This window comes from Pseudomonas sp. 210_17 TE3656 (assembly GCF_054821965.1).
This window is the reverse complement of the sequence record NZ_JBTRBC010000001.1, coordinates 823,395-849,045: the sequence shown is the minus strand read 5'-3', so window position 1 is coordinate 849,045 and position 25,651 is coordinate 823,395. Positions and strand designations below refer to the sequence as shown.

The window sequence follows — 25,651 nt, the reverse complement described above, 5'->3', positions numbered from 1 at the left end:
CAGGCTCCATGGGAATACTCAATCGGGAGATCACGATGTTCGACAACAACAAGAACCGGCGACATTTGACTCTGGCTGCCTTGCTCGTGCTCGGCAGTTTCCACGCCAGCGCCTGGGCCGATGCCTATGAAGACGCGGCGAAGAAATGGATCGGCAGCGAATTCAAACCGTCGACCCTGACGCCGGAGCAGCAGCTCGAAGAGTTGAAATGGTTCATCAAAGCCTCGGAGCCGTTCCGTGGCATGAAGATCAACGTGGTGTCGGAAACCATCGCCACCCACGAGTATGAGTCCAAGGTGCTGGCCAAGGCCTTCAGTGAAATCACCGGAATCAAGCTGACCCATGACCTGCTGCAGGAAGGCGATGTGGTGGAGAAGCTGCAAACCCAGATGCAGTCGGACAAGAACATCTATGACGGCTGGGTCAACGACTCGGACCTGATCGGTACGCACTTTCGCTATGGCAAGACCGAGTCCATCACTGACCTGATGGCCAATGAGGGCAAGGACTACACATCGCCGACCCTGGATCTGAAGGACTTTATCGGCATTTCCTTCACCACCGCGCCCGATGGCAAGGTTTACCAATTGCCTGACCAGCAGTTCGCCAACCTCTACTGGTTCCGCGCCGACTGGTTCGACAGGCCGGACCTGAAAGCCAAGTTCAAGGAAAAGTACGGCTATGAGCTGGGTGTACCGGTCAACTGGTCGGCTTACGAAGACATCGCCAAATTCTTCAGCGAAGACGTCAAGGAAATCGACGGCAAGCGCGTCTATGGGCACATGGACTACGGCAAGAAAGACCCGTCGCTGGGCTGGCGCTTCACCGATGCCTGGTTCTCCATGGCCGGTGGCGGCGACAAAGGCCTGCCCAATGGTCTGCCGGTGGACGAGTGGGGGATTCGTGTCGAGGACTGTCATCCGGTTGGCTCCAGCGTCACCCGTGGTGGCGACACCAACGGCCCGGCGGCGGTCTACGCGACCCAGAAGTACGTCGACTGGATGCGTGCCTACGCGCCGCCGGAAGCCCAGGGCATGACGTTCTCCGAGTCTGGCCCGGTGCCGTCCCAGGGCAACATCGCTCAGCAGATTTTCTGGTACACCGCCTTTACCGCTGACATGACCAAGCCGGGCCTGCCGGTGATGAATGCCGACGGCACGCCGAAGTGGCGTATGGCGCCGTCACCCAAAGGCCCGTATTGGGAGGAGGGCATGAAACTGGGGTATCAGGATGCCGGCTCCTGGACCTTCCTCAAATCGACCCCGGAAAAACAGCGCCTGGCGGCCTGGCTGTATGCCCAGTTCGTCACCTCCAAGACCGTTTCGCTGAAAAAGACCATCGTTGGCCTGACCCCGATCCGCGAGTCGGACATCAACTCCCAGGCCATGACCGACCTGGCGCCCAAGCTCGGCGGCCTGGTGGAGTTCTACCGCAGCCCGGCGCGGGTACAATGGACCCCGACCGGCACCAACGTACCGGACTACCCGCGCCTGGCGCAGCTGTGGTGGAGCCATATCGCCGAGGCGGCCAGCGGTGACAAGACGCCGCAAGAGGCGCTGGATGGTCTGGCCCGTGACCAGGACAAGATCCTCGAACGGCTGGAACGCTCCAAGGCCCAGGCGACCTGCGCGCCCAAGCTCAATCCGGAGCGTGATGCCCAGTACTGGTTCGACCAGCCGGGTGCACCGAAGCCGAAGCTGGCTAACGAGAAGCCCAAGGGTGAGACCGTCAGCTACAGCGAACTGCTCAAGTCGTGGGAGGCGGCGCGCGAATAGTGGTGTGACGAGCGGTAAACCTTGTGGGAGCTGGCTTTGCCAGCGATGAGGCCCTACAGCCGGGCACAAAAAAACGGCACCTTCACAGGTGCCGTTTTTCATTTCTGCTTTCAAACCTTACTTATGCAGCTCTTCCGCCGCATACAAGGTGTTCTCCAGCAGGCAGGCGCGGGTCATCGGCCCGACACCACCTGGCACCGGGGTGATCCAGCCGGCGCGGGGCAGGGCGGTCTCGTAGACCACGTCGCCGACCAGCTTGCCATCTTCCTGACGGTTGATACCGACGTCGATGACGATCGCGCCTTCCTTGATCCACTCACCTTTGACCAGGCCCGGCTTGCCAGCGGCAACCACGACCAGATCGGCGCGGCCAACGTGACCGGCCAGGTCCTTGGTGAAGCGGTGGGTGACGGTAACGGTGCAGCCGGCCAGCAGCAGCTCCATGGCCATTGGCCGGCCGACGATGTTCGAAGCACCGACGACTACGGCGTTCATGCCGTACAGATCCTGACCGGTGCTTTCCAGCAGGGTCATGATGCCTTTCGGCGTGCACGGGCGCAGCAGCGGGATACGCTGGGCCAGGCGGCCGACGTTATAAGGATGGAAACCATCGACATCCTTGTCCGGGCGAATGCGCTCGAGCAGCAGCGACGCGTCCAGATGAGCCGGCAGTGGCAACTGCAGCAGGATGCCGTCGATGTTCGCATCATCATTGAGGCGATCGATCAGGTCGGTCAGGGTCTGCTGGGTGGTCTCGCTGGGCAGGTCGAATGCCTGGGAGATAAAGCCGACTTCTTCACAGTCCTTGCGCTTGTGCGAAACATAGACCTGAGAAGCGGGGTCGGTGCCGACCAGGATCACCGCCAGGCCTGGAGTACGCAGGCCTTGCTGGCGACGCTCCACAACACGTTGGGCGATCTGCTGGCGCAGGCTGGCGGCGATCGCCTTGCCGTCTATAAGGTGTGCAGTCATGACGCGTGATTAACCATCGAGAGGGAATAAAAAGAGCGCGCATTCTCGCATGAAGGGGGCCGAGGGCAAAGGCGCTTGGTCCGGCTATTCCCCTAAGCCCTTAAATAAAATGAATTTTTTTCAAAAAAGAGTTGACGACCTAACCACTCGTCTATAACATTCGTCGCACTTGTCGGGCAGAGCCTAGCACTGGTTAGCAAGGTCAGGCAGAATGAGCGGATTTGGTAGCTTGTTCGGTACGGCTAAAAGTTAATTTGTAATCGTAACAGAAAGCAGATTAAATATGCGCCCGTAGCTCAGCTGGATAGAGCATCCGCCTTCTAAGCGGATGGTCGCAGGTTCGAGTCCTGCCGGGTGCGCCAATAGGCAGCTTTGGCACAAGTAAAGCGGTAAATGCAATATGGTGGGCGTAGCTCAGTTGGTAGAGCACAGGATTGTGACTCCTGTTGTCGTGGGTTCGATCCCCATCGTCCACCCCATATTCCAAAAGGCGCCCGATGAAAATCTGGCGCCTTTGCTTTAAAAGCTTCACGCGGACGTGGTGAAATTGGTAGACACACTGGATTTAGGTTCCAGCGGCGCAAGCTGTAAGAGTTCGAGTCTCTTCGTCCGCACCATCTAAGCGTCTGTTTTGAAAGGCGTTTTTCAAAACAACCCTTTAATTGGGAGCGTTTTGGGAACACTTTGGGAATTCAGGCACAAAAAAGGCAGCCATTAGGGCTGCCTTTTTTCGTTTCGGTGGGTTCAAGCAGCTTGGCTTCCGCGAATGAGCTTGACGTAATGGAAAGCCGGCAGCCCGGAGACTTTGTCTGTGATTTCGTCAGGCTCCGCATTCAGAACGCGAGCCGCCACCTTCTGGGAAGCCAGATTGTCCCTGCCTACGATTGCCTCGACGTAGAAGACGGGGGTAGGCAGATGCCGTGACATTCCACCGTATAGGTCAGAGATGCTCGCTTTTACCACTTCCGTAGCTAGGCCTTGGTTGCGGAGTTGGTCGTCCGTGGCATACCCGACCTCGAAGCAAGGTTTGCCGTTCATCGACTTATCTAGGAAATACACCGCGTAGGCCTTTGCGTGGGAGCCAGAAATCAGCGCATACGTTAAGCGCGGTGTACCGTCCTCGAGTTCATCACTCATCACATGTAAGTCAGGGTGTCCGGCGCAGGGAGAAAGCTTAATTTGACCCTCCCGAACAGCTTTCTGGAAGGTCAGGAATGAGACGTGTGGATCAACAATGGATGGCATTGCTATTTTCTCTCCGATTTAGGCTCAATGATATCAAAGTCCCTATTGCTGAGCTTAAAGTCTGAGGGCTAGCTCTAGCATGCCGATCATGTCAGGTCCGTCGTGGTGAATCCATTTTCCATAGTGCTTCCAAATCATGGCTGTGGACGTGTGGCCCATCTGGTCTGCGATCCAGTCGAGAGAGACAACGCCGGTGCTGAGTGCCTGGCTGGCGAATGTATGTCGGCAGTTGTTTGGGCCGCGGTATCGAACCCCCACCTTCTCCAAGTGACCGCGCCACCAGGTCTTTACCAGCACGTCTGAGCTGCTCCAGGCGGCGTCGGTGGTGGTCTTGTGAAAGACGAATCTTAGTTTTAGCCGCTTGACCGTCCGGTTATCGCGATCGGTGACATCGACGTCCACCGGCGGGCGTCCTTTGGTGAAGCGAATCTGTGCCCGTAACGCCTCCAGCGCCGGCCGCATTAAGCGCACTTCGCGCGTCGATCGACGGGTCTTGGTCACCCGGTAGTTGCTACGCACCTGCGAACGGCGGAATTTCACTGTTCCGGCGTCCAGGTCGACATCCTCCCAGGCCAGTGACATCGCTTCGGAAACACGCGGCCCGGTCCAGATCATGAAGCGGATGAGGTTGATCTCCTGTTGGAAGTCCAGGTCCTCGGCAAGGATGAGATCGATCTCGCTTCGCTCGAATGGGGCAGGGTCGTCGGCGTCGGGGAGCCGGACGGTGATGCCTACTGTCGGGTCGTGAGCCGACTTGTTGCGGGTGCGGTACAGAGTGAAGATCTGCCTCATGATGCTGAGGATCTCCCGTACCGTCTTGTTGTGCAGTTTGGGCATCAAGGTCTTCTGGACCCAAGTCTGCAGGTCCAGGTGGTCGATCTGGTCGGCCTGCCGGCTGCCCCACATCGGTCGGATGTGGTTCTTTACCTTGCTCTGATAGGCCAAGAATCCTGATGTGGCCATCTCATTGCGCTTGATGTCGAGCCACAGGTTGATGAAGTGCCCGAAGGTGTTGGTTTTCACCCTGGGTGAATCGGGAAAGTGCCGGGCATAGCTGAATGTGCCGGCCTGGATTTCGTAGTTAATGATGCCGACCAGGCGCTCGGCGTTGGCCACGCTTGCCGGCGACGCATCGCCAGGAATCGTCTCCCTGCATAGCTCGCCCTGGTAACGGAAATACACGCGGACATGCTTGCCGCGGACTTCAACTCCATCTGCCATTTTCTTTGTCACTCGAAACAGAAGAACGGCCCAGTGTATGGGCCGTTGTAAGAGGATGGCCTATTGCGAGGCCTAGAAGATGTGGGGCGAGATTCTTGCTATGTCTGCCCTTGGGGCGTGGTGTCGTTGCTCGAGCATCCTGGATGTTCGAAGCGCGAGCAGCCGTAACCCAGGTCCCGGCTCGGTGCCTCCTGAAGGAGATCAGGCGCAAGTCCGAGCTTGTGAGCCAAAACCTCAGCCGCTTGGGCGGGGCCGGCTGTGCAGCTAGCACTCAGCTTGACCAGGTCGGCGAACGAGGTTTCGAGCTTCTCGAACTTGGTTTGCAGCTCCTGGCGGGCTTTCTGTTCAGCAGCAAAGGCGGTGGCTTGCTCGCTGCCGTGTGTGGCCAGGCTTTCGATCAGTTCGCCGAGGGCGGCGAAGCTGGCGGCGTCCTTGCCATCTTTTTCCTTGCTCTTGCCGAGGAGCTCGCCAACTTTGTCCTTCAGCGCTGTGAACATGCCGGGGGTGTCGGTGACTTCCTCGAATTCCAGAGGGGTTTCTTCCGCAGCGGTGAACAGGTTGTCTTTGTCCTGTTTACGACTGGCTAGGGTGCCGTGCTGCGCACTGAAGGACAGCGCTTCGGTACCGAGGCTGGCCGGGGTATCGGTGATGGCGAGGCCGACCAGATAGGCCTTGCCGCTATCGGCGAACTTCGGCCGGACTTCGATCGAGGTGTAGATCTTCTGGCCGGCCTTGTTCAGGGCGAGCAAGGCGTCGTTGGGCTGAAGCTGGCCGAACAGAGCCAGCTTCTTGACGCCGGCAATTTCGGCTTCTTCGGCCTTCAGCGCCAGGACGTCGCCATAGGCGCCAAATTCGCCACCGGGCCAGTAACCCTTGATGTGTTCGCAGTTGATCCGAGCGCCGTAGGTGTTGGGGCTGTAGGTGCTGGCCATGTCCTCGATCCAGCTACGCTCGATGTTGCGTCCGTCGGTGGTGGCGCCTTCAACGGCGATGCGAGTCCATTTGGAGCGGTATTTCTTGGCTGGGGTGTCGGTTTTGCCGGCCATGCTGGGAGTCCTCATTGCGGTGGCGTTGTGCCTGGCGATGAGGGCATGGTCGGCATCGCGCGATGGCGCGGCAACGTGGGGGAGTTGTAGCGGGGCGGCCTACAGTGGCAGGTGATAGGGCCGCGCGCGTGCGAACGGCAGCATCTGCGCCATGAACGCTATCGTCGACCTACCTACTGATCACCGCCGGCATGCCAAGCACCTGTATTGGCAGGGCTACCGTGTGTGCGAGATCGCCGAGCTGCTCGACGAGAAGGAAAAGACCCTCCACAGCTGGAAGGCCCGCGACGAATGGGACCGGGCAACGCCACTGGAACGCATCCAGGCAGCCACTGAGGCTCGCTTGGTGCAGCTGATCCTCAAGGACCCCAAGTCTGGCGCGGACTACAAGGAAATCGACCTGCTCCACCGGCAAATGGAACGGCAGGCCCGAATACAGCGCTACCAGGACGGCGGTACCGAGACTGACCTCAACCCCGAACTGGCCAAGCGCAACGCTGGGGAGAAGCGTAAACCCAAGCGCAACGATATCCCAGAGGAACACGTCGAGAAGTTGATCGAGGCGTTTCTTGATGGTTGCTTCGATTACCAGAAAGACTGGTACCGCGCGGGCAATCAGCGTACCCGCGCCATTTTGAAGAGCCGGCAGATCGGTGCGACCTACTACTTCGCCCGAGAAGCCCTGATCGATGCACTGACCACCGGGCGCAACCAGATTTTCCTGTCGGCCAGCAAGGCGCAGGCTCACATTTTCAAGGCCTACATTCAGGCGTTCGCCCGCGAAACGGTTGGGGTTGAGCTCACCGGCGACCCGATCATCTTGCCCAATGGGGCCGAGATGCACTTCCTCGGTACCAACGCACGGACTGCCCAGGGCTATCACGGCAATTTCTACTTCGATGAATTCTTCTGGACCTTCAAGTTCAACGAGCTGAACAAGGTCGCCTCCGGCATGGCGATGCAGAAGCAGTACCGCCGGACCTACTTCTCGACCCCAAGCTCGATGGCGCACGAGGCGTATACCTTCTGGACTGGGGAGCGCTTCAATAAGGGCAAACCAACTGCTCAGCAGTTGAAACTGGACGTCAGTCATGACTCGCTGCAGCAGGGCAAGCTCTGCGACGACCGGATTTGGCGCCAGATCGTCACCATCCTGGACGCGGAAGAGCGGGGCTGCGACCTGTTCGACATCGATGAGCTACGGCTTGAATACGATGCCGCGGCATTCCAGAACCTGTTGATGTGTCAATTCGTCGACGACGGGGCGAGCATCTTTCCCCTGAACATGCTGCAGCCCTGCATGGTTGACAGTTGGTCGATCTGGGAGGACTACAAGCCGTTCGCCGCCCGGCCATTCGCTGATCGCCAGGTATGGGTCGGGTATGACCCGGCTGAGAATGGTGACTCTGCGGGGCTGATCGTTGTAGCGCCGCCTCTGGTACCGGGGGGAAAGTTTCGCGTGCTTGAGCGCCACCAGTTCCGTGGGATGGACTTCACCGCCCAGGCCGAGACGATCCGGCAGGTGACGCGCCGCTTCTGGGTCACCTACATCGGCATCGACACCACGGGACTCGGAAGCGCGGTGGCCCAGCTGGTGCGACCGTTCTTCCCAGCTCTGCGGACGTTCTCCTACAACCCCGAGATCAAGGCACGCCTGGTGATGAAGGCGTGGGACGTGATCAGCAAAGGCCGACTCGAGTTCGACGCCGGGTGGACAGACCTTGCCCAGTCGCTGATGGCCATTCGCAAGACAGTGACCCCTGGCGGGCGGCAGTTCACTTTCGTCGCCGGGCGCAACGACAACACCGGCCACGCCGATCTGGCATGGGCGCTTTTCCACGCATTGCACAACGAGCCGCTGGAGGGCCAGACCGTGGCTAACACCGGCATCATGGAGATTTACTGATGAACAGCCCCCAGGAACAGGCCAGCGTGCCGCAATCCACCGAAGGTGAGCTTTTGGCACAGGCCGGGGGCGGGCAGTCGATGGCGTTCACCTTTGGTGATCCGGTACCGGTGCTCGATGGTCGGGAAATTCTCGACTACCTGGAGTGCTGGTCCAACGGGCGATGGTACGAGCCGCCGGTTTCGCTGGATGGCCTGGCGAAGTCGTCGAAGGCAAGCGTCTACCTGCAGTCGGGCCTAATCTTCAAGCGCAACGCGTTGGCCCGCACGTTCATACCGCACCGGTTGTTGAGCCGACAGGCCTTCGAGCAGATCGTTATGGACTGGGGCTGGTCGGGCAATCTCTACCTGGAGAAGCGCGACAACATGCTGCGCCAGGCGATCGGCCTGCAACCCTGCCTGGCCAAGTACATGCGCAGGGGTACAGACCTGGCCACCTACTACCAGGTGCGCGGCTGGAAGGATGAACACGAATTCAAGGCGGGGAGCGTGTGCCACCTGCGGGTGGCGGATATCAACCAGGAGATCTACGGCCTACCCGAATGGCTCCCGGCGTTGCAGAGTGCGCTGCTCAATGAGAGCGCCACCCTGTTCCGTCGCAAGTACTACCAGAACGGCAGTCATGCCGGTTTCATCATGTACATGACCGACGCTGCCCAGAACGAGGACTTCGTCAACGACCTGCGCACGGCGATGAAGAACAGCAAGGGCCCGGGCAACTTCCGCAACCTGTTCATGTACGCACCAGGTGGGAAAAAGGACGGCCTGCAGCTGATTCCCATCAGTGAGGTGGCGGCGAAGGACGACTTTGGGGCGATCAAGAACATCAGCCGCGACGACCAACTGGCGATGCTGCGTATCCCGCCTCAATTGATGGGAGTAGTTCCGCAGAATGCTGGAGGCTTCGGATCGATTCGCGATGCGGCTGAGGTGTGGGCCGTTAACGAGTTGGAACCAGAGCAGGCAAGACTGCTGCAAATCAACGAATGGCTGGGGGAGGAGGTCGTGCGTTTTAGGCCCTATGAGGTGCCGAGCAGTCACTAATCTGAATATTGCACAACTCGATTCGTGAGCATGACCGGCGGAGAGAGGTAAGTAGCGGTAAACCCCAGCCAGTTGCCCCCGACCAAAACTGCCCTTAGGTAAGGGCAGCTAATGTTAAAAGTTAGATATTTGGGTCAGAGATTCTGTCAACCGACACAATTGGCGGAAGCTGACTCTCGGTTTAAAACGAAAGTTGCGACTCTCAACTGTCTATATCAAAGTCTGAGTAATCATTTCTACCCTTCGAAAACCCAAATAGTTTTGAGTTTTGATCAACGAAATAATCATGAACGAAGGATATAACCACTAGCCGATCTTCATAGATTATATGTAGCTGATTGCTGTAATGTTCAGATCTTGGGAAGATTCGCCAGTGAACTGGCTCGTCTAGAAATTCTTCTGTGAAACCATCGCTACGAATAACAAGGATTCTGTCGTCAAATTCGAGTACGGTTCCGAAAGAGGCCGTGCCCGAGGCAATGACAACGGATGGTGGGTTGGTAAAGCTCAATGCTCCAATGTTATTAAATTTTTCATTGTATTTTTTTTTGGATTTTTTTTCGTTTGCCCGATAGTGTTTAACTTCTATATGGCCGTCTGTGAGCTTATAAAGCTTTTCGCGGGCTCCCCAAGTGAAGCTGTCTTTATCAGATGGGCTTTGAAAAATCTCATCCTGGTCAATTACTCTGTCTATTACTCTAACGACTTTCTTTGAGTCATGTTGTTTTTCTTCCCTGAAGGACGCCATGAAAGCTGAGTTTGCGCTCCAGCCAAGCACGCTTTGAAAAGCCCAATCACATGCGTTGCATGGTCTCTCAGCGATTCTTCGTGCTTTGCTCAGTGTTTCTCCAGAGTTTTTCAACAGTGAATAGTCGAATAGTCCGTCGGCACCAGACGCAGTAGCAATGGCCGTATAGCTGTCGGATGCTTTTACTTGAAGTACTGCCGCGTCATGATGACGCTTTGATCTAATAGTTGAAGAAGCTCGACTGCTAGTGCGCCCTTGGCGAGGTGCAGAATATAAGCCTTCATTTCCGCCCGCAAAAATATTGTTGTAGTAGATTTCAGTGTCGGTAGGTAAAAAATCGAAAGGTGTGCTTTCTGTTGTCCAGATATTTTTCCAGGACTCTTTGGTTTCGCTAAGTTCTAGGTCTGATAGTTTAGAAAGTTGTGCTTTGATAGGTGACTCCAGATCTGGGTCGCGCAATATCTTTACAACTTTTGGATTGTAGAAAAGATCGCTATCGGAAAATGCGACACGGACGGCTGTCCGGATGTTGTCGTTTTTAGAGGCTATTTGGTCAACAAAATTCGACCAATCAATACGGTGCAACCCGCCATCATTGTCGAAAAGCAATAGCTCTCCGGAATAAATTTGCGAATCCCAATAGCTGCCTGCAATAGTTAGCTTTACAGAGCGCATTGTTTGCCCCTATGAATTTTTGCCATTTTTGGTTTGCTAATCAGGCCTAATTCAAACCAAGCAAAGAGAATCGCTTCACTTGGTTTGTCATAAGGGGATAGCCAATGGGCAACAGGGTAACCATGCCAGTTTCCAATAGCATCGCCTACAAATTTAGCGATATGCAGTTGGCAAGATGAAGGGGGAGGGGCTATGCCTAAAGGCCCAAGGCCGGCCGCACCGATGTGTAACCCCCAAAAACTGTCTCTAAATGTCCAGTCGGCATCAACCGCGAGGTCGAAGCACGCGATCTCTTCTGGCTGCGAGATAGACCATTGCGACTTTACTGCCGCATAACCACCATGACGGTGCTGGGGGTTCGGGGTGTATGGCACAGCTCTCTCCATGAGTCGGCATTGAAGGCATTAGGCCATCAGGAAACGATAGAAGGTAAGCGGGAAACCGTTCTTCTTGCAATACCAAATATAAGGGTAGTGATAACCGCGAGACGACAAAAATCCGCCGTAGCGGGTTTCGGTGTGGGGCCCGATTCAACTAAAGACCCGTTATGCGCAGTAGTCGGGCTAACCCTCGGCGCCTGCCTTGCGCTCGGCCTGGGCGATCACCCGGGCCACCAGCCCGGATAGAGCCCGATTCTTTTGGTCGTAGCTGTATTCGGCCCGATTCTTTGCAGCCTCAGCCCGGCGAATCCCTTCTGCATCATACGGCCTACTCTTCTCCACCCTGTGCTGATACTGGCCAGCCTCGTGCCACGCCTGATAGGCCGCCTGCACATCCTCACTAGCGGGCTTGAGTTGGTCGGTGTCGATCATCGGCATAGTGGGGTTCCTTTCCTTTCCTTTGGGTGGGGGCTAAGGCTAGACCACGTCAGCCTGCGCAATCAACAGCTTGAGCTGCTCAATGAGGGCGCGCTGCGCTTCGCTCTGCTTCTGCAGAGCCTGTTCGCTCGCGGCAAGCGCAGATTCGAACTCATCACCTTCACTGAACGCCATTACGTCCAGGGAGAGCCGACACATGTCTTGGTACAGCTCCACCGCTTGAAGGTGCCCCAACAGGGGCATGGCATCAATCATTAAGGGCATACATGGGTTCCTTCCTTCATTTAACCGTCCTTCCAGACAATAGTGTGCTGCGCTTCCGGCTGGTGTGCCGGGTGAAGCGTAAAAGTGCAGAAGGCGCTGCGCCTAGACGTTACGCCTCTACATCCTACATCTGGCGCGCGCACTCGTCCCCCCGCCACGCCGGCGGTCTAAATGTGTCGTTTTTTCTGCACCCCCGCGTAGCTATATAAAGAGTGCAGTCAGTGGACGGGCTGGGTGCTGGCGGTGGTTGGCATTCCCTGCGAATCCCTGCGGTGAGGGGCATTTCACGGCGCTACGGTCTCGCCTGTGCCATTTCTGGGGACACCCCTCGAAAAAAGGTAATTTCGGTTAGGTGGGTATCCTGACCATGCTCTAGGCCTTGTTCTGCAAGGGTTTCAGCGATTACCCCAAATGGTAAGTTAAGGTAAGGGTAAAGGTAATTTTTTCATAAGTGACTGATTTTAAAGGGTTTCCATATTCCCCATTCCAACCATACAGAAGGGTAATTCGGTTACCTTTCAATTACCCTAAAATTACCTTTCACAAAATCTCTTAACTCATTGATTTTAAAGGCTTTTAAGGCGTTTAAAAAATAAAATTACCAAAATTACCTTTTTTTGATGGGTCAACATGAAACGGCGATCACCCCTATGGGGGCCGTCCTGCGAAGTGACGTACACGCCCGCACTGGGAACACTCTGGGAACAAAAACACTCACAAACGCACGCTCTGCCCCACGGAAATCAAGGGCTCCAGCCCGGCTGGCGCGTGGTTGATGAGTTCGAGTCTCTTCGTCCGCACCATCTAAGCTTTCACCGCCCTTCGCTGAAGTGTGAGAAAGTCTCGAAAAAAGCCGCCTAGTGCGGCTTTTTTCGTTTCCGGGCTTGAGCAAGTGCGTGACCTTTCCTTTTATGCCTCGGCGTCCATTTATCTGGGCATCCGTCGCCTGCCTGAAACCTTTTTAGCTGTATTACCCTTTTCCAGGCTCGCCCGTGGCTTTCGTCAGGATGCTATGCCGTTGCTCCATTTGCTGCGCCGGTGCTGCGGTGCACTGGTGACAAGTACTCAAAAGCTGATAGATTTCAGCCGGTTGAGGCCGTGGCCAACGGCAAGGTAGTGAGGACAGCTCCATGATTTCAAACGAACGCCAGGCCAGCGCATTGCAGCGCTTCGCCGCAGCCAATCCGCAGCTACTCGAAGAAATTGCCGGGCTCAGCGCCCATGAGCAGCAACAGCAGATCGAGTGGGCCTTCGAAGACGCCGCACAGGAGCAGGGGCTTGAGCCCTGGGAATTGACCCTGCAACTGATCGCCGGCTCCGACGCAGAGCTTCAGGCCATGCGCCTGGAAGTGCATCGGGAGGTCGCTGAGGCGCTGGGCATGGAATGGGAAGAGTATTGCAGTATCAACGAGATCGACGATGCGGCGCCCTGAGCGCCGAGCCGTGATCCGGTAGTGTTTTGGCAAGTATTTCTGGCTGTTCGAGGTTAGGCGCGCCGCCATGATCAAAGGCGGCGTGCAGGCCTTGAGCGGCGGGTCTTGAGCGTCCCTGGGCAAGGTTTTTGCCGGGGGCTGTAAATGAAATGGACCGGCGTACTTTCCCGTCGTCTTGAACGGGGTGACTTCTGGCCTTTGAGCCACTAGAATGCTTGCCCTTGATTCTGGAGTCGGGTATCGCCGGCTAACGTCTGTGCAACGAGGAATATCCATGCAAGTTTCTGTTGAAAATACTTCTGCTCTCGAGCGTCGCATGACCATCGCCGTTCCGGCAGAGCGCGTCGAGAACGAAGTCAACAAGCGTCTGCAACAGACTGCCCGTCGCGCCAAGGTTCCAGGCTTCCGTCCTGGCAAAGTGCCGATGAGCGTGATCCGTCAGCGTTATGAAGATGCTGCCCGTCAGGAAGCCTTCGGCGACCTGGTCCAGGCTTCTTTCTACGAAGCTGTGGTCGAGCAGAAGCTGAACCCGGCTGGCGCCCCTGCCGTCGAGCCAAAATCGTTCGAGAAAGGCGGAGACCTGGAATACGTCGCCACTTTCGAAGTGTTCCCTGAGTTCACCGTTGCCGGTTTCGACTCGATCGCCGTCGAGCGCCTGAGCGCCGAAGTGGCTGACGCCGACCTGGACAACATGCTGGAAGTACTGCGCAAGCAGAACGTTCGTTTCGAAGCCGCTGATCGCGCTGCCCAGAACGAAGACCAGCTGAACATCGATTTCGTCGGCAAGGTCGACGGTGAAGTGTTCGCCGGTGGTTCGGCCAAAGGCACCCAGCTGGTTCTGGGTTCCGGCCGCATGATCCCGGGCTTCGAAGAAGGTCTGGTTGGCGCCAAGGCCGGTGAAGAGCGCGTTCTGAACCTGTCCTTCCCTGAGGACTACCAGAACCTGGACCTGGCTGGCAAAGCCGCCGAGTTCACCGTTACCGTCAACAGCGTTTCCGAGCCTAAGCTGCCAGAGCTGAACGAAGAGTTCTTCGCCCAGTTCGGCATCAAAGAAGCTTCCCTGGAAGGTTTCCGTGCCGAAGTTCGCAAGAACATGGAGCGTGAACTGCGTCAGGCCATCAAGACCAAGGTCAAGAACCAGGTAATGGACGGCCTTGTGGCTGCCAACCCGATCGAAGTGCCAAAAGCCCTGCTGGAAAACGAAGTGAACCGCCTGCGCGTTCAAGCCGTTCAGCAGTTCGGTGGCAACATCAAGCCTGAGCAACTGCCGGCCGAGCTGTTCGAAGAGCAAGCCAAGCGTCGCGTCGTGCTGGGTCTGATCGTTGCTGAAGTGGTCAAGCAGAACGAGCTGAAGCCGGACGAAGCCCGTGTTCGCGAGATGATCCAGGAAATGGCCTCCGCTTACCAGGAGCCTGAGCAGGTCGTAGCTTGGTACTACAAGAACGACCAGCAACTGAACGAAGTTCGTTCGGTTGTGCTGGAAGAACAAGTTGTGGATACTGTTCTGCAGAAAGCGACTGTGACCGACAAATCGGTCTCGTACGAAGAAGCGATCAAGCCAGTGCAGGCTCCTGCCGCTGACTGATTTCCTTCTCTCGTAGGAAAACACCACAAGCCAGCCTTCGAGCTGGCTTGTGCGTATTCAAGACATGACTATTTGGGAGTGAGTGCAGGACATGTCCCGCAATTCTTATTATCAGCAGAGCTCTGACATCCAGGCCGCAGGCGGCCTGGTCCCGATGGTTATCGAGCAATCCGCTCGTGGCGAACGTGCCTATGACATCTACTCGCGCCTTCTGAAGGAGCGGGTGATCTTCCTGGTCGGCCCGGTAGAGGACTACATGGCCAACCTGATCGCGGCGCAATTGCTGTTCCTTGAAGCGGAAAACCCGGACAAGGATATCCATCTCTACATCAACTCGCCGGGTGGTTCGGTGACTGCAGGCATGTCGATCTACGACACCATGCAGTTCATCAAGCCAGACGTCTCCACCACCTGCATCGGTCAGGCCTGCTCCATGGGCGCCTTCCTGCTCGCCGCCGGTGCCAAGGGCAAGCGTCACTGCCTGCCGAACTCGCGGGTGATGATTCACCAGCCACTGGGCGGTTTCCAGGGGCAGGCGACGGATATCGAAATTCACGCCAAGGAAATCCTCTCCATCAAGTCGCGGTTGAACGAACTGCTGGCCTACCACACCGGTCAGGAGCTGGAAACCATCAAGCGTGACACCGAGCGCGACAATTTCATGAGCGCGCAACGTGCTGCCGAGTACGGTCTGATCGACTCGGTACACGAGAAGCGGCAAATGGCTGTCTGATTAAGGCGCTAAAGCAGGTGGTTGGGCTTTCCCGCCACCTGTGGACTTGAAAAAGCCCGCAATTGCCTTCATCTTGTGTTGCAAGCCTACCGGATTGGATCGATCGAATGACTGACACCCGTAACGGCGAGGACAACGGCAAATTGCTCTATTGCTCCTTCTGCGGCAAAAGCCAGCATGAAGTGCGCAAGTTGATTGCCGGCCCCTCGGTATTTATCTGCGACGAGTGCGTCGACCTGTGCAACGACATCATCCGCGAGGAGGTGCAGGAAGCCCAGGCCGAAAGCAGCGCGCATAAACTGCCTTCGCCGAAAGAAATCAGCACCATCCTGGACCAGTATGTCATTGGTCAGGAGCGTGCGAAAAAGGTACTGGCGGTAGCGGTGTACAACCACTACAAGCGCCTGAACCAACGCGACAAGAAGAACGACGATGTCGAGCTCGGCAAGAGTAACATCCTGCTGATCGGTCCGACGGGCTCGGGTAAAACCCTGCTCGCCGAAACCCTCGCACGTCTGTTGAATGTACCGTTCACCATCGCCGATGCCACCACCCTGACCGAAGCCGGTTATGTCGGTGAAGACGTCGAGAACATCATTCAGAAACTGCTGCAAAAGTGCGACTACGACGTTGAGAAGGCCCAGATGGGCATTGTCTACATCGACGAAATCGACAAGATTTCGCGCAAGTCGGACAACCCGTCGATCACCCGTGATGTCTCGGGCGAAGGCGTGCAGCAGGCGCTGCTCAAGTTGATCGAAGGCACGGTTGCCTCGGTACCGCCGCAAGGTGGTCGCAAGCATCCACAGCAGGAGTTCCTGCAGGTCGACACGCGTAACATCCTGTTTATCTGTGGCGGTGCGTTCTCGGGCCTGGAAAAGGTCATTCAGAACCGTTCCACCCGCGGCGGTATCGGCTTCGGTGCCGAAGTGCGCAGCAAGGAGGAAGGCAAGAAGGTGGGTGAATCGCTGCGTGAAGTCGAGCCTGACGATTTGGTCAAGTTCGGTCTGATCCCGGAATTCGTCGGCCGTCTGCCGGTGCTGGCAACCCTCGACGAGCTCGACGAAGCTGCCTTGATGCAGATTCTCACCGAGCCGAAGAACGCCCTCACCAAGCAGTACGCCAAGCTGTTCGAGATGGAAGGCGTGGACCTGGAATTCCGCAGCGATGCGCTGAAGTCCGTGGCTCGCAAGGCCCTGGAGCGCAAGACCGGTGCCCGTGGCCTGCGTTCGATCCTCGAAGGCATCCTGCTCGACACCATGTATGAGATTCCTTCGCAGAAGGATGTCAGCAAAGTGGTGATCGACGAGAGCGTCATCGAAGGCTCTTCGCAGCCGCTGCTGATCTACGAGAACAGCGAGCCGCAAGCCAAAGCTGCACCCGACGTCTGAGTCGCCAAACGGCTCGAGTCTGCAAGGGGCCTTCGGGCCCCTTTGCTTTTCCTGTCGTAGAGCTTGTTTTTTTGCGGGGCTGCCCCCACATTAAACCCACGCTCAAATTCCACCGGTTTCCGGCCACAAGGCCGCTGTAGAGGCGAAATCATGAAGACCACCCTCGACTTGCCTCTTTTGCCATTGCGCGATGTCGTCGTCTATCCGCACATGGTTATCCCACTGTTCGTGGGGCGCGAGAAGTCCATCGAAGCCCTCGAGGCCGCAATGACGGGCGAGAAGCAGATTCTCCTGCTGGCCCAGAAGAACCCTGCTGATGACGATCCAGGCGAAGACGCCCTGTACCGCGTCGGTACCATTGCCACTGTTCTGCAACTGCTGAAACTGCCCGATGGCACCGTCAAGGTCCTGGTCGAGGGCGAGCAGCGCGGTGCAGTCGAGCGTTTCAACGAAGTCGATGGCCATATCCGCGCCGAAGTTTCGTTGATCGACGAATCGCAGACCGCCGAGCGCGAGTCTGAGGTCTTCGTTCGTAGTTTGTTGTCACAATTTGAACAATACGTTCAGCTGGGCAAAAAAGTCCCGGCTGAAGTCCTCTCGTCGCTCAACAGCATCGACGAGCCAGGGCGCCTGGTCGATACCATGGCTGCGCACATGGCGCTGAAGATCGAGCAAAAGCAGGAAATCCTCGAGATCCTCGACCTGACTACCCGTGTCGAGCATGTCATGGCGCTGCTGGACGCTGAAATTGACCTGCTGCAGGTGGAAAAGCGCATCCGTGGCCGGGTCAAGAAACAAATGGAGCGCAGCCAGCGCGAGTACTACCTGAATGAGCAGATGAAGGCCATTCAGAAAGAGCTGGGCGACAGTGAAGAAGGTCATAACGAAGTCGAAGAGCTGAAAAAACGCCTCGACGCCGCTGGCCTGCCAAAAGATGCCTATGCCAAGGCTCAGGCCGAGCTGAACAAGCTCAAACAGATGTCGCCGATGTCTGCCGAGGCCACCGTGGTGCGTTCCTACCTCGACTGGCTGGTGCAGGTGCCGTGGAAGGCTCAGAGCAAGGTGCGCCTGGACCTGGCCAAGGCAGAAGAGATTCTCGATGCCGACCATTACGGTCTGGAAGAGGTCAAGGAGCGCATCCTTGAGTACCTCGCCGTGCAGAAGCGGGTGAAGAAGATCCGTGGCCCGGTGCTGTGCCTGGTCGGTCCTCCCGGGGTGGGCAAGACCTCCCTGGCCGAGTCGATCGCCAGTGCCACCAACCGCAAGTTCGTGCGCATGGCCCTGGGTGGCGTGCGTGACGAAGCCGAGATTCGTGGTCACCGGCGTACCTACATCGGTTCGATGCCGGGTCGCCTGATCCAGAAAATGACCAAGGTCGGTGTGCGCAACCCGCTGTTCCTGCTCGACGAAATCGACAAAATGGGCAGCGACATGCGTGGCGATCCGGCCTCGGCGCTGCTTGAGGTGCTCGACCCCGAGCAGAACCACAACTTCAACGATCACTATCTGGAAGTCGATTACGATCTTTCCGATGTGATGTTCCTCTGCACCTCCAACTCGATGAACATCCCGCCAGCGCTGCTGGACCGAATGGAAGTCATCCGTCTGCCGGGTTACACCGAAGACGAGAAGATCAACATCGCGGTGAAGTACCTGACGCCCAAGCAGATCAAGGCTAACGGCCTGAAAAAGGGCGAGCTGGAAGTCGACGTCACGGCGATTCGCGACATCATCCGCTACTACACCCGCGAAGCCGGTGTACGGGGCCTGGAGCGCCAGATCGCCAAGGTCTGCCGCAAGGTGGTCAAGGAACACTCAGGCCTCAAGCAAGTGGCTGTGAAGGTCACTGGCGAGCAGCTGGAGCACTTCCTCGGGGTGCGCAAGTTCCGTTACGGTCTGGCCGAGCAGCAAGATCAGGTGGGGCAGGTCACTGGCCTGGCCTGGACTCAGGTCGGTGGTGAGTTGCTGACCATTGAAGCGGCGGTGATTCCCGGTAAAGGCCAGTTGATCAAGACCGGCTCCCTGGGCGATGTCATGGTCGAGTCGATCACTGCGGCGCAGACGGTTGTCCGTAGCCGGGCGAAAAGCCTGGGTATTCCGACCGACTTCCACGAGAAGCGTGATACCCACATCCACATGCCCGAAGGCGCGACGCCCAAGGATGGTCCAAGTGCCGGTATCGGCATGTGTACCGCCCTGGTCTCGGCCCTGACGCAGATCCCGGTACGCGCAGATGTTGCCATGACCGGTGAAATCACCCTGCGTGGACAGGTGTTGGCCATCGGTGGTTTGAAAGAGAAACTGTTGGCCGCGCACCGTGGTGGGATCAAGACCGTGATCATTCCTGAAGAGAATGTGCGGGATTTGAAAGAAATTCCTGAGAATATTAAGCAGGATCTTCAGATTAAACCGGTCAAATGGATTGACGAAGTCCTCCAAATTGCGCTGCAATACGCCCCGGAGCCCTTACCAGATGTGGCTCCCGAGATTGTCGCCAAGGATGAAAAGCGCGACAGCGATTCCAAGGAAAGAATTAGCACGCATTAGTACGTATTTGGCTGGGGGGCTTTCTTGACAGTATTTTCAGGCCCTTGTTATAAAGCGACGCCTAAGCGTCAATAGGCCACCCAGCGCTCGTTTAGCTTTTCATTACATACTTAGAAACAAACTCAATAGAGATATAAGGGGACTTAGAGTGAACAAGTCGGAACTGATTGACGCTATCGCCGCATCTGCTGACATCCCGAAAGCTGTAGCTGGCCGTGCGCTGGACGCAGTAATCGAATCCGTCACCGGCGCCCTGAAGGCAGGTGACTCCGTGGTACTGGTAGGTTTCGGTACCTTCTCCGTTACCGATCGCCCAGCTCGCACCGGCCGCAACCCGCAAACCGGTAAGACTCTGGAAATCCCTGCTGCCAAGAAGCCAGGCTTCAAGGCTGGCAAGGCACTGAAAGAAGCCGTCAACTAAGACCTTCCTTCAGGCTTACGCCTAACCGAGCCTGGCTCATGCCTGGCTTGGCTGCTGAGCATCGGGACACGCTGAAAAGCGCCTGATGCCTGGCCGGTTACGAGAAGGCGCATCTTCGGATGCGCCTTTCTTCTATCAGGAATCTACCCACGCTCCACGGTTGTTTCATTCAGTACAGCCGTTTCTGGGGGACGCATGCTGCAGAATATCAGGGACAATTCACAAGGTTGGATTGCCAAGACCATCATCGGTGTCATCGTAGCCTTGATGGCACTGACCGGCTTCGATGCCATCTTCCAGGCCACCACCCACAGCCAGGACGCTGCCAAGGTCAATGGTCAAACCATTAGCCAGAACGAGTTGAGCCAGGCTGTCGACATGCAACGCCGACAGCTGATGCAACAGCTGGGCAAGGATTTCGATCCGTCGCTGCTCAACGAGAACATGCTGCGTGAAGCGGCGCTCAAAGGGCTGATCGACCGCAAGTTGCTGCTGCAAGGCGCCGAAGACGCCAAGTTCGCCTTTTCCGAAGCTGCGCTTGATCAGTTGATCCTGCAAACGCCTGAGTTCCAGGTTGATGGCAAGTTCAGCGCCGAGCGTTTTGATCAGGTGATTCGTCAGATGGGCTACGGCCGTCTGCAATTCCGCGAAATGCTGGCTCAGGAAATGCTCATTGGGCAACTGCGCGCAGGCCTGGCCGGCAGCGGTTTTGTCACCGATGATCAGGTCAACGCTTTCGCCCGTCTGGAAAAGCAGACCCGCGATTTCGCCTCGCTGACCTTCAAGGCCGATCCGGCTGCGGTCAAGGTGACCGATGAGCAGGTCAAGGCGCACTACGATGAGCACGCCAAAGAGTTCATGAGCCCGGATCAGGTGGTCATTGACTACATCGAGTTGAAGAAGTCGGCGTTCTTCGATCAGGTCACTGTCGACGAAGACGAACTCAAAGCGCTGTACGAGAAGGAAATCGCCAACCTGGCCGAGCAGCGCCATGCCGCGCACATCCTCATCGAAGTCAACGACAAGGTGAACGAAGCGCAGGCCAAGGCGAAGATCGAAGAGATCCAGCAGCGTCTGGCCAAAGGTGAAGACTTTGCCGCACTGGCCAAGGAATTCTCCCAGGACCCGGGTTCGGCCAACAACGGCGGTGACCTCGGTTATGCCGGGCAGGGCGTTTACGACCCGGCCTTTGAAGAGGCGCTGTATGCGCTGAACAAAGACCAGGTTTCGGCGCCGGTGCGCACCGAATACGGTTTCCACCTGATCAAGCTGCTGGACGTGCAGGCACCTGAAGTGCCGAGTTTCGCCAGCCTGAAAGACAAGCTGACCCGCGAACTCAAGACCCAGCAGGTCGAGCAGCGCTTTGTCGAAGTGACCAAGCAACTGGAAGACTCTGCATTCGAAGCGTCCGACCTGGCTCAGCCGGCTCAGGATCTGGGTCTGAAGGTTCACACCTCGGCGGCCTTCGGTCGTGAAGGTGGCGAAGGCATCACTGCCAACCGTGCCGTGCTCCAGGCCGCTTACAGCACTGAAGTGCTGGAAGAGGGTGCCAACAGCACTGCCATCGAACTGGATCCGGAAACCATCGTGGTCCTGCGCGTCAAGGAACACCGCAAGCCTGAGCAACTGGGGCTGGACGTGGTGTCTGACAGCATCCGTAAGCACCTGGCCAAAGAGCAGGCGACTGCCGCCCTGAAAGCCAAGGCTGACAAGCTGATCGCCGGTCTGCGTGACGGCAGCATCGCACTGGGTGCTACCCAGGAAGGTCAGAGCTGGAAGGTCCAGGAAGCGGTCTCGCGCAGCCAGGAGGGCATTGATCCGGTCGAGCTGCAGGCAGTGTTCCGTATGGCCAAACCAGAGGCCAAGGACAAGCCGGTCTACAGCAGCGTGACGCTCAACGACGGTAGTCTGGTTGTATTGCGCCTCAATGGCGTCAACGAAGGCGCTGCGGCCACCGACGAAGAGAAATCGGCATACCGCCGCTTCCTCGCTTCGCGTGCTGGTCAACAGGACTTCGCTGCTTACCGCAAGCAGCTGGAAGCCAAGGCGGACATCACTCGCTATTGAGTGATCCACGCCAGAAACAGAAAAGGCCGCTTATGCGGCCTTTTCTGTTTCTAGTATCTGGCTCCTCCGGGAGCGAGAAAGGCTGCCTCCAGGAGCTGTCGGGTATAGGCATGTTGCGGTGCAGCGAAGATATCCGCCGCTGCACCTTGTTCCACTACCTTGCCCTGCTTGACCACCATCAACTGATGGCTCAGCGCCTTGACCACCGCCAGGTCATGGCTGATGAACAGGTAGGTGAGGTTGTATTTGCTCTGCAGTGAACGCAACAGCTCGACCACTTGGCGTTGCACTGTCCGGTCCAGCGCCGAGGTCGGCTCGTCCAGCAGGATCAATGCCGGCTTCAATACCAGTGCGCGGGCAATGGCGATGCGCTGGCGCTGGCCGCCAGAGAACTCATGCGGGTAGCGATGGCGAGCCTGGGGATCCAGGCCAACTTCGTGCAGGGCGGCGATGATTGCCTGTTCCTGTTCGGCTGCAGTCCCGATGCGATGAATACGCAGGCCTTCGCCGACGATGTCGCTGACGCACATACGTGGGCTGAGGCTGCCGAACGGGTCCTGGAACACCACCTGCATCTGCCGGCGTAGCGGACGCACCTGTTGTTGATTCAGGCTTTCAAGCGCGGTGCCCTGGAAGCGAATGGCACCCTGGCTGCCGAGCAAACGCAGGATCGCCAGGCCGAGGGTGGATTTGCCCGAACCACTTTCGCCCACAATTCCCAGGGTTTGCCCCTGCGGCAGGCTGAAGTTGATACCGTCCACCGCCTTGACGTGATCGACGGTGCGCCGCAGCAGGCCTTTCTTGATCGGGAACCAGACGCGCAAGTCTTCGACTTCCAGCATGGGCTTGCCTGCCGGGTTGTCAGCTGGGCCGCCGCTGGGCTCGGCACCGAGCAGCATCTGTGTGTACGGGTGCTGCGGGCTGTGAAACAAGGTCTCGCAGTCGGCCTGTTCGACGATGCAGCCGCGTTGCATCACGCACACCCGGTGAGCAATGCGCTTGACCAGGTTGAGGTCATGACTGATGAGCAGCAGGGCCATCCCCAGGCGCGCCTGCAGCGACTTGAGCAATTCGAGAATCTTCAACTGCACGGTGACGTCCAGCGCCGTGGTCGGCTCGTCGGCAATCAGCAGTTCCGGTTCGTTGGCCAGGGCCATGGCAATCATTACCCGCTGCCGCTGGCCGCCTGAGAGCTCGTGTGGCAGGGCTTTGAGGCGTTTGTGTGGCTCAGGGATGCCTACCAGGTCAAGCAGCTCCAGCGTGCGCGCAGTGGCCTCCTTGCCACGCAGGCCCTTGTGCAGCAGGAGGATCTCGTTGATCTGCTTTTCGATGTTGTGCAGCGGGTTGAGCGAGGTCATCGGCTCCTGGAAGATCATCGCGATGCGGTTGCCACGAATATGGCGCATCTGCTTTTCATCCAGGGTCAGCAGGTCGCGCCCTTCGTAGTGAATCGTACCGGACGGATGACGCGCCAGCGGGTAGGGCAGCAGGCGCAGGATCGAATGGGCGGTCACCGACTTGCCTGAACCGCTCTCACCGACCAGGGCCAGGGTTTCGCCGCGGCGGATGTCGAAGCTGATGCCTTCGACCACCCGTTGGCTCTGCTCGCCGGTGATGAACTCGACCGCCAGGTTGCGCACTTCGATCAAGGTTTCATTGCTCATGTCATTTCCTCGGGTCGAAGGCGTCGCGGGCGGATTCGCCAATGAATACCAGCAGGCTGAGCATCAGCGCCAGCACGGCAAAGGCGCTGATGCCTAGCCAGGGCGCTTGCAGGTTGGACTTGCCCTGGGCCACCAGTTCGCCCAACGAAGGCGCTCCGGGTGGCAGGCCGAAGCCGAGGAAGTCCAGGGCGGTCAGGGTGCCGATGGCACCGGTGAGAATGAACGGCATGAAGGTCATGGTCGAGATCATGGCGTTGGGCAGGATGTGGCGGAACATGATCGGGCCGTCCTGCATGCCCAGGGCGCGCGCCGCACGAACGTACTCCAGGTTGCGGCCACGCAGGAATTCGGCGCGCACCACATCGACCAGGCTCATCCAGGAAAACAGCAGCATGATCCCCAGCAGCCACCAGAAGTTGGGCTGCACAAAGCTGGCAAGGATGATCAGCAGGTACAGCACCGGCAGGCCCGACCAGATTTCCAGGAAGCGTTGCCCGGCCAGGTCCACCCAGCCGCCGTAGAAGCCCTGCAGGGCACCGGCTATCACGCCGATGATCGAGCTGAGAATGGTCAGGGTCAGGGCGAACAGTACCGAGATGCGGAAGCCGTAGATCACCCGCGCCAGCACGTCACGGCCCTGATCGTCGGTGCCCAGCCAGTTCTGGGTCGAAGGCGGTGCCGGCGCGGGCACCTTGAGGTCGTAGTTGATGCTCTGGTAGCTGAACGGGATCGGCGCCCAGAGTACCCAGCTGTCCTTGGCGGCCAGCAATTCGCGGATGTAGGGGCTCTTGTAATTGGCCTCCAGCGGGAATTCGCCGCCAAAGGTGGTTTCCGGGTAGCGCTTGAGTGCCGGGAAATACCATTCGCCGTCGTAACGCACAGCCAGGGGCTTGTCGTTGGCGATCAGTTCGGCGCCCAGGCTCAGGCCGAACAGGATCAGGAACAGCCATAGCGACCACCAGCCGCGGCGGTTGGCCTTGAAACGCTCGAAGCGTCGACGGTTGAGAGGGGACAAGGTCATCTCAGTGCTCCCGGCTGTCGAAGTCGATACGGGGGTCGACCAGGGTATAGGTCAGGTCGCCGATCAGTTTCACCACCAGGCCGAGCAGGGTGAAGATGAACAGGGTGCCGAAGACTACCGGGTAGTCACGGTTGATGGCCGCTTCGAAACTCATCAGGCCCAGGCCGTCGAGGGAGAAGATCACCTCGATCAACAGCGAGCCAGTGAAGAAGATGCCGATGAAGGCCGAGGGGAAACCGGCGATCACCAGCAGCATGGCGTTGCGGAACACGTGGCCATAGAGCACCCGGTTCGGGCTCAGCCCTTTGGCTTTGGCAGTGACCACATACTGCTTGTTGATCTCGTCGAGGAAGCTGTTCTTGGTCAGCAGGGTCATGGTGGCGAAGTTGCCGATCACCAGTGCGGTTACCGGCAGGACCAGGTGCCAGAAGTAGTCGAGGATCTTGCCGGTGGTGCTGAGTTCGTCGAAGTTGTTCGAGGTCAGGCCGCGCAGGGGAAACCAGTCAAGGTAGCTGCCGCCGGCAAACACCACGATCAGCAAGATCGCGAAGAGGAACGCTGGAATCGCGTAGCCGACGATGATCGCCGAGCTGGTCCAGACGTCGAAGTGGCTGCCGTGACGGGTGGCTTTGGCGATTCCCAGAGGAATCGACACCAGGTACATGATCAAGGTGCTCCACAGGCCCAGGGAGATCGACACCGGCATCTTTTCGATGATCAGGTCGATGACCTTGGCATCGCGGAAGAAACTGTCACCGAAATCCAGGCGGGCGTAGTTGTTGATCATGATCCACAGACGTTCCGGCGCCGACTTGTCGAAACCGTACATCTTTTCGATTTCCTTGATCAGGGCAGGGTCCAGGCCTTGCGCGCCGCGGTAGTTGGAGCCTGCCACCGAGACTTCGGCACCGCCACCGGCGATGCGGCTGGTGGCACCCTCGAAGCCTTCGAGCTTGGCGATCATCTGCTCGACCGGGCCGCCGGGTGCGGCCTGGATGATCACGAAGTTGATGATCAGGATGCCCAGCAAGGTCGGAATGATCAGCAGTAAACGACGGAAAATGTACGCCAGCATG

Annotated in this window: 21 protein-coding genes and 3 tRNA genes; 13 read left to right on the top strand and 11 right to left on the bottom strand. The window is 57.8% G+C overall.

Annotated elements, in window-relative coordinates:
• Positions 1-35: 35 nt before the first annotated feature.
• Positions 36-1,775, top strand: coding sequence for an ABC transporter substrate-binding protein (locus ACVI9W_RS04070; RefSeq protein ID WP_461529272.1), 1,740 nt, complete (start codon positions 36-38; stop codon positions 1,773-1,775).
• Between the two features lie 117 nt (positions 1,776-1,892).
• On the opposite strand, the gene folD is transcribed toward ACVI9W_RS04070, so the two are convergent.
• Positions 1,893-2,747, bottom strand: coding sequence for a bifunctional methylenetetrahydrofolate dehydrogenase/methenyltetrahydrofolate cyclohydrolase FolD (gene folD / locus ACVI9W_RS04065; protein WP_157193355.1), 855 nt, complete (start codon positions 2,745-2,747; stop codon positions 1,893-1,895).
• Positions 2,748-3,032: 285 nt separating this feature from the next.
• On the opposite strand from folD, the gene ACVI9W_RS04060 reads away from it, so the two are divergent.
• The 3 genes from ACVI9W_RS04060 (at position 3,033) to ACVI9W_RS04050 (ending at position 3,364) form a co-directional block, all read left to right on the top strand.
• A tRNA-Arg gene (locus ACVI9W_RS04060) sits at positions 3,033-3,109 on the top strand.
• A 41-nt stretch (positions 3,110-3,150) separates the two neighbouring features.
• Positions 3,151-3,226: transfer RNA gene (locus tag ACVI9W_RS04055), tRNA-His, on the top strand.
• A gap of 53 nt (positions 3,227-3,279) precedes the next feature.
• Positions 3,280-3,364, top strand: a tRNA-Leu gene (locus ACVI9W_RS04050).
• Positions 3,365-3,491: 127 nt separating this feature from the next.
• Here ACVI9W_RS04050 and ACVI9W_RS04045 read toward each other — a convergent pair.
• The 3 genes from ACVI9W_RS04045 to ACVI9W_RS04035 all read right to left on the bottom strand — a co-directional run bounded on the left by ACVI9W_RS04045 (position 3,492) and on the right by ACVI9W_RS04035 (position 6,259).
• Positions 3,492-3,992 (bottom strand): GNAT family N-acetyltransferase, encoded by a 501-nt coding sequence (locus tag ACVI9W_RS04045; RefSeq protein WP_461529271.1) that lies wholly within the window; start codon positions 3,990-3,992, stop codon positions 3,492-3,494.
• 54 nt (positions 3,993-4,046) lie between these two features.
• On the bottom strand, positions 4,047-5,213 hold the full coding sequence (locus ACVI9W_RS04040) for an Arm DNA-binding domain-containing protein (protein WP_461529270.1): 1,167 nt from the start codon (positions 5,211-5,213) through the stop codon (positions 4,047-4,049).
• Between the two features lie 98 nt (positions 5,214-5,311).
• Positions 5,312-6,259, bottom strand: coding sequence for a GPO family capsid scaffolding protein (locus ACVI9W_RS04035; protein WP_461529269.1), 948 nt, complete (start codon positions 6,257-6,259; stop codon positions 5,312-5,314).
• A gap of 151 nt (positions 6,260-6,410) precedes the next feature.
• Between ACVI9W_RS04035 and ACVI9W_RS04030 the strand changes: the two genes are divergently transcribed.
• Both ACVI9W_RS04030 and ACVI9W_RS04025 read left to right on the top strand, forming a co-directional pair.
• Complete coding sequence (locus ACVI9W_RS04030) at positions 6,411-8,165, top strand: terminase ATPase subunit family protein (RefSeq protein WP_461529268.1); 1,755 nt, start codon at positions 6,411-6,413, stop codon at positions 8,163-8,165.
• A complete protein-coding gene (locus tag ACVI9W_RS04025) occupies positions 8,165-9,208 on the top strand; it encodes a phage portal protein (protein ID WP_461529267.1) in 1,044 nt (347 codons plus the stop codon). The genes ACVI9W_RS04030 and ACVI9W_RS04025 overlap by 1 nt, the downstream gene beginning before the upstream one ends.
• 202 nt (positions 9,209-9,410) lie before the next feature.
• On the opposite strand, the gene ACVI9W_RS04020 is transcribed toward ACVI9W_RS04025, so the two are convergent.
• The 4 genes from ACVI9W_RS04020 to ACVI9W_RS04005 form a co-directional block, all read right to left on the bottom strand.
• The gene (locus tag ACVI9W_RS04020) at positions 9,411-10,631 is read right to left on the bottom strand and encodes a hypothetical protein (protein WP_461529266.1); all 1,221 of its coding nucleotides are present in this window, start codon (positions 10,629-10,631) and stop codon (positions 9,411-9,413) included.
• Positions 10,619-11,005: a hypothetical protein gene (locus ACVI9W_RS04015; RefSeq protein ID WP_461529265.1), complete on the bottom strand. Its 387-nt coding sequence runs from the start codon at positions 11,003-11,005 to the stop codon at positions 10,619-10,621. Before ACVI9W_RS04015 ends, ACVI9W_RS04020 begins: the two co-directional genes overlap by 13 nt.
• A 189-nt stretch (positions 11,006-11,194) precedes the next feature.
• Positions 11,195-11,449 carry a hypothetical protein gene (locus ACVI9W_RS04010; RefSeq protein ID WP_461529264.1) on the bottom strand — a complete coding sequence of 85 codons (255 nt, stop codon included), beginning with the start codon at positions 11,447-11,449 and terminating at the stop codon, positions 11,195-11,197.
• Between the two features lie 39 nt (positions 11,450-11,488).
• Positions 11,489-11,713: a hypothetical protein gene (locus ACVI9W_RS04005; protein ID WP_461529263.1), complete on the bottom strand. Its 225-nt coding sequence runs from the start codon at positions 11,711-11,713 to the stop codon at positions 11,489-11,491.
• A 1,130-nt stretch (positions 11,714-12,843) separates the two neighbouring features.
• On the opposite strand from ACVI9W_RS04005, the gene ACVI9W_RS04000 reads away from it, so the two are divergent.
• The 7 genes from ACVI9W_RS04000 (at position 12,844) to ACVI9W_RS03970 (ending at position 21,890) form a co-directional block, all read left to right on the top strand.
• The gene (locus tag ACVI9W_RS04000) at positions 12,844-13,146 is read left to right on the top strand and encodes a DUF6388 family protein (RefSeq protein WP_461529262.1); all 303 of its coding nucleotides are present in this window, start codon (positions 12,844-12,846) and stop codon (positions 13,144-13,146) included.
• A gap of 274 nt (positions 13,147-13,420) precedes the next feature.
• Positions 13,421-14,731 carry a trigger factor gene (tig, locus tag ACVI9W_RS03995; protein ID WP_422415941.1) on the top strand — a complete coding sequence of 437 codons (1,311 nt, stop codon included), beginning with the start codon at positions 13,421-13,423 and terminating at the stop codon, positions 14,729-14,731.
• A 91-nt stretch (positions 14,732-14,822) separates the two neighbouring features.
• Complete coding sequence (gene clpP / locus ACVI9W_RS03990; RefSeq protein WP_038613044.1) at positions 14,823-15,464, top strand: ATP-dependent Clp endopeptidase proteolytic subunit ClpP; 642 nt, start codon at positions 14,823-14,825, stop codon at positions 15,462-15,464.
• Between the two features lie 107 nt (positions 15,465-15,571).
• Positions 15,572-16,855: an ATP-dependent Clp protease ATP-binding subunit ClpX gene (gene clpX, locus ACVI9W_RS03985; protein ID WP_422415942.1), complete on the top strand. Its 1,284-nt coding sequence runs from the start codon at positions 15,572-15,574 to the stop codon at positions 16,853-16,855.
• A 150-nt stretch (positions 16,856-17,005) separates the two neighbouring features.
• On the top strand, positions 17,006-19,402 hold the full coding sequence (gene lon / locus ACVI9W_RS03980) for an endopeptidase La (protein ID WP_038613040.1): 2,397 nt from the start codon (positions 17,006-17,008) through the stop codon (positions 19,400-19,402).
• A gap of 148 nt (positions 19,403-19,550) precedes the next feature.
• Complete coding sequence (locus ACVI9W_RS03975; RefSeq protein ID WP_038613039.1) at positions 19,551-19,823, top strand: HU family DNA-binding protein; 273 nt, start codon at positions 19,551-19,553, stop codon at positions 19,821-19,823.
• Positions 19,824-20,018: 195 nt separating this feature from the next.
• Positions 20,019-21,890 carry a SurA N-terminal domain-containing protein gene (locus tag ACVI9W_RS03970; RefSeq protein WP_461529261.1) on the top strand — a complete coding sequence of 624 codons (1,872 nt, stop codon included), beginning with the start codon at positions 20,019-20,021 and terminating at the stop codon, positions 21,888-21,890.
• A 50-nt stretch (positions 21,891-21,940) separates the two neighbouring features.
• Here ACVI9W_RS03970 and ACVI9W_RS03965 read toward each other — a convergent pair whose 3' ends face one another.
• From ACVI9W_RS03965 to ACVI9W_RS03955, 3 genes are read right to left on the bottom strand one after another with little or no spacing between them, the layout of a single operon-like run.
• Positions 21,941-23,554, bottom strand: a complete 1,614-nt coding sequence (locus ACVI9W_RS03965) for an ABC transporter ATP-binding protein (protein ID WP_461529260.1) — start codon at positions 23,552-23,554, stop codon at positions 21,941-21,943.
• A gap of 1 nt (position 23,555) precedes the next feature.
• Positions 23,556-24,575, bottom strand: coding sequence for an ABC transporter permease (locus ACVI9W_RS03960; protein WP_038613033.1), 1,020 nt, complete (start codon positions 24,573-24,575; stop codon positions 23,556-23,558).
• Position 24,576: 1 nt separating this feature from the next.
• The gene (locus ACVI9W_RS03955) at positions 24,577-25,650 is read right to left on the bottom strand and encodes a microcin C ABC transporter permease YejB (RefSeq protein WP_038613031.1); all 1,074 of its coding nucleotides are present in this window, start codon (positions 25,648-25,650) and stop codon (positions 24,577-24,579) included.
• Position 25,651: the final 1 nt, after the last annotated feature.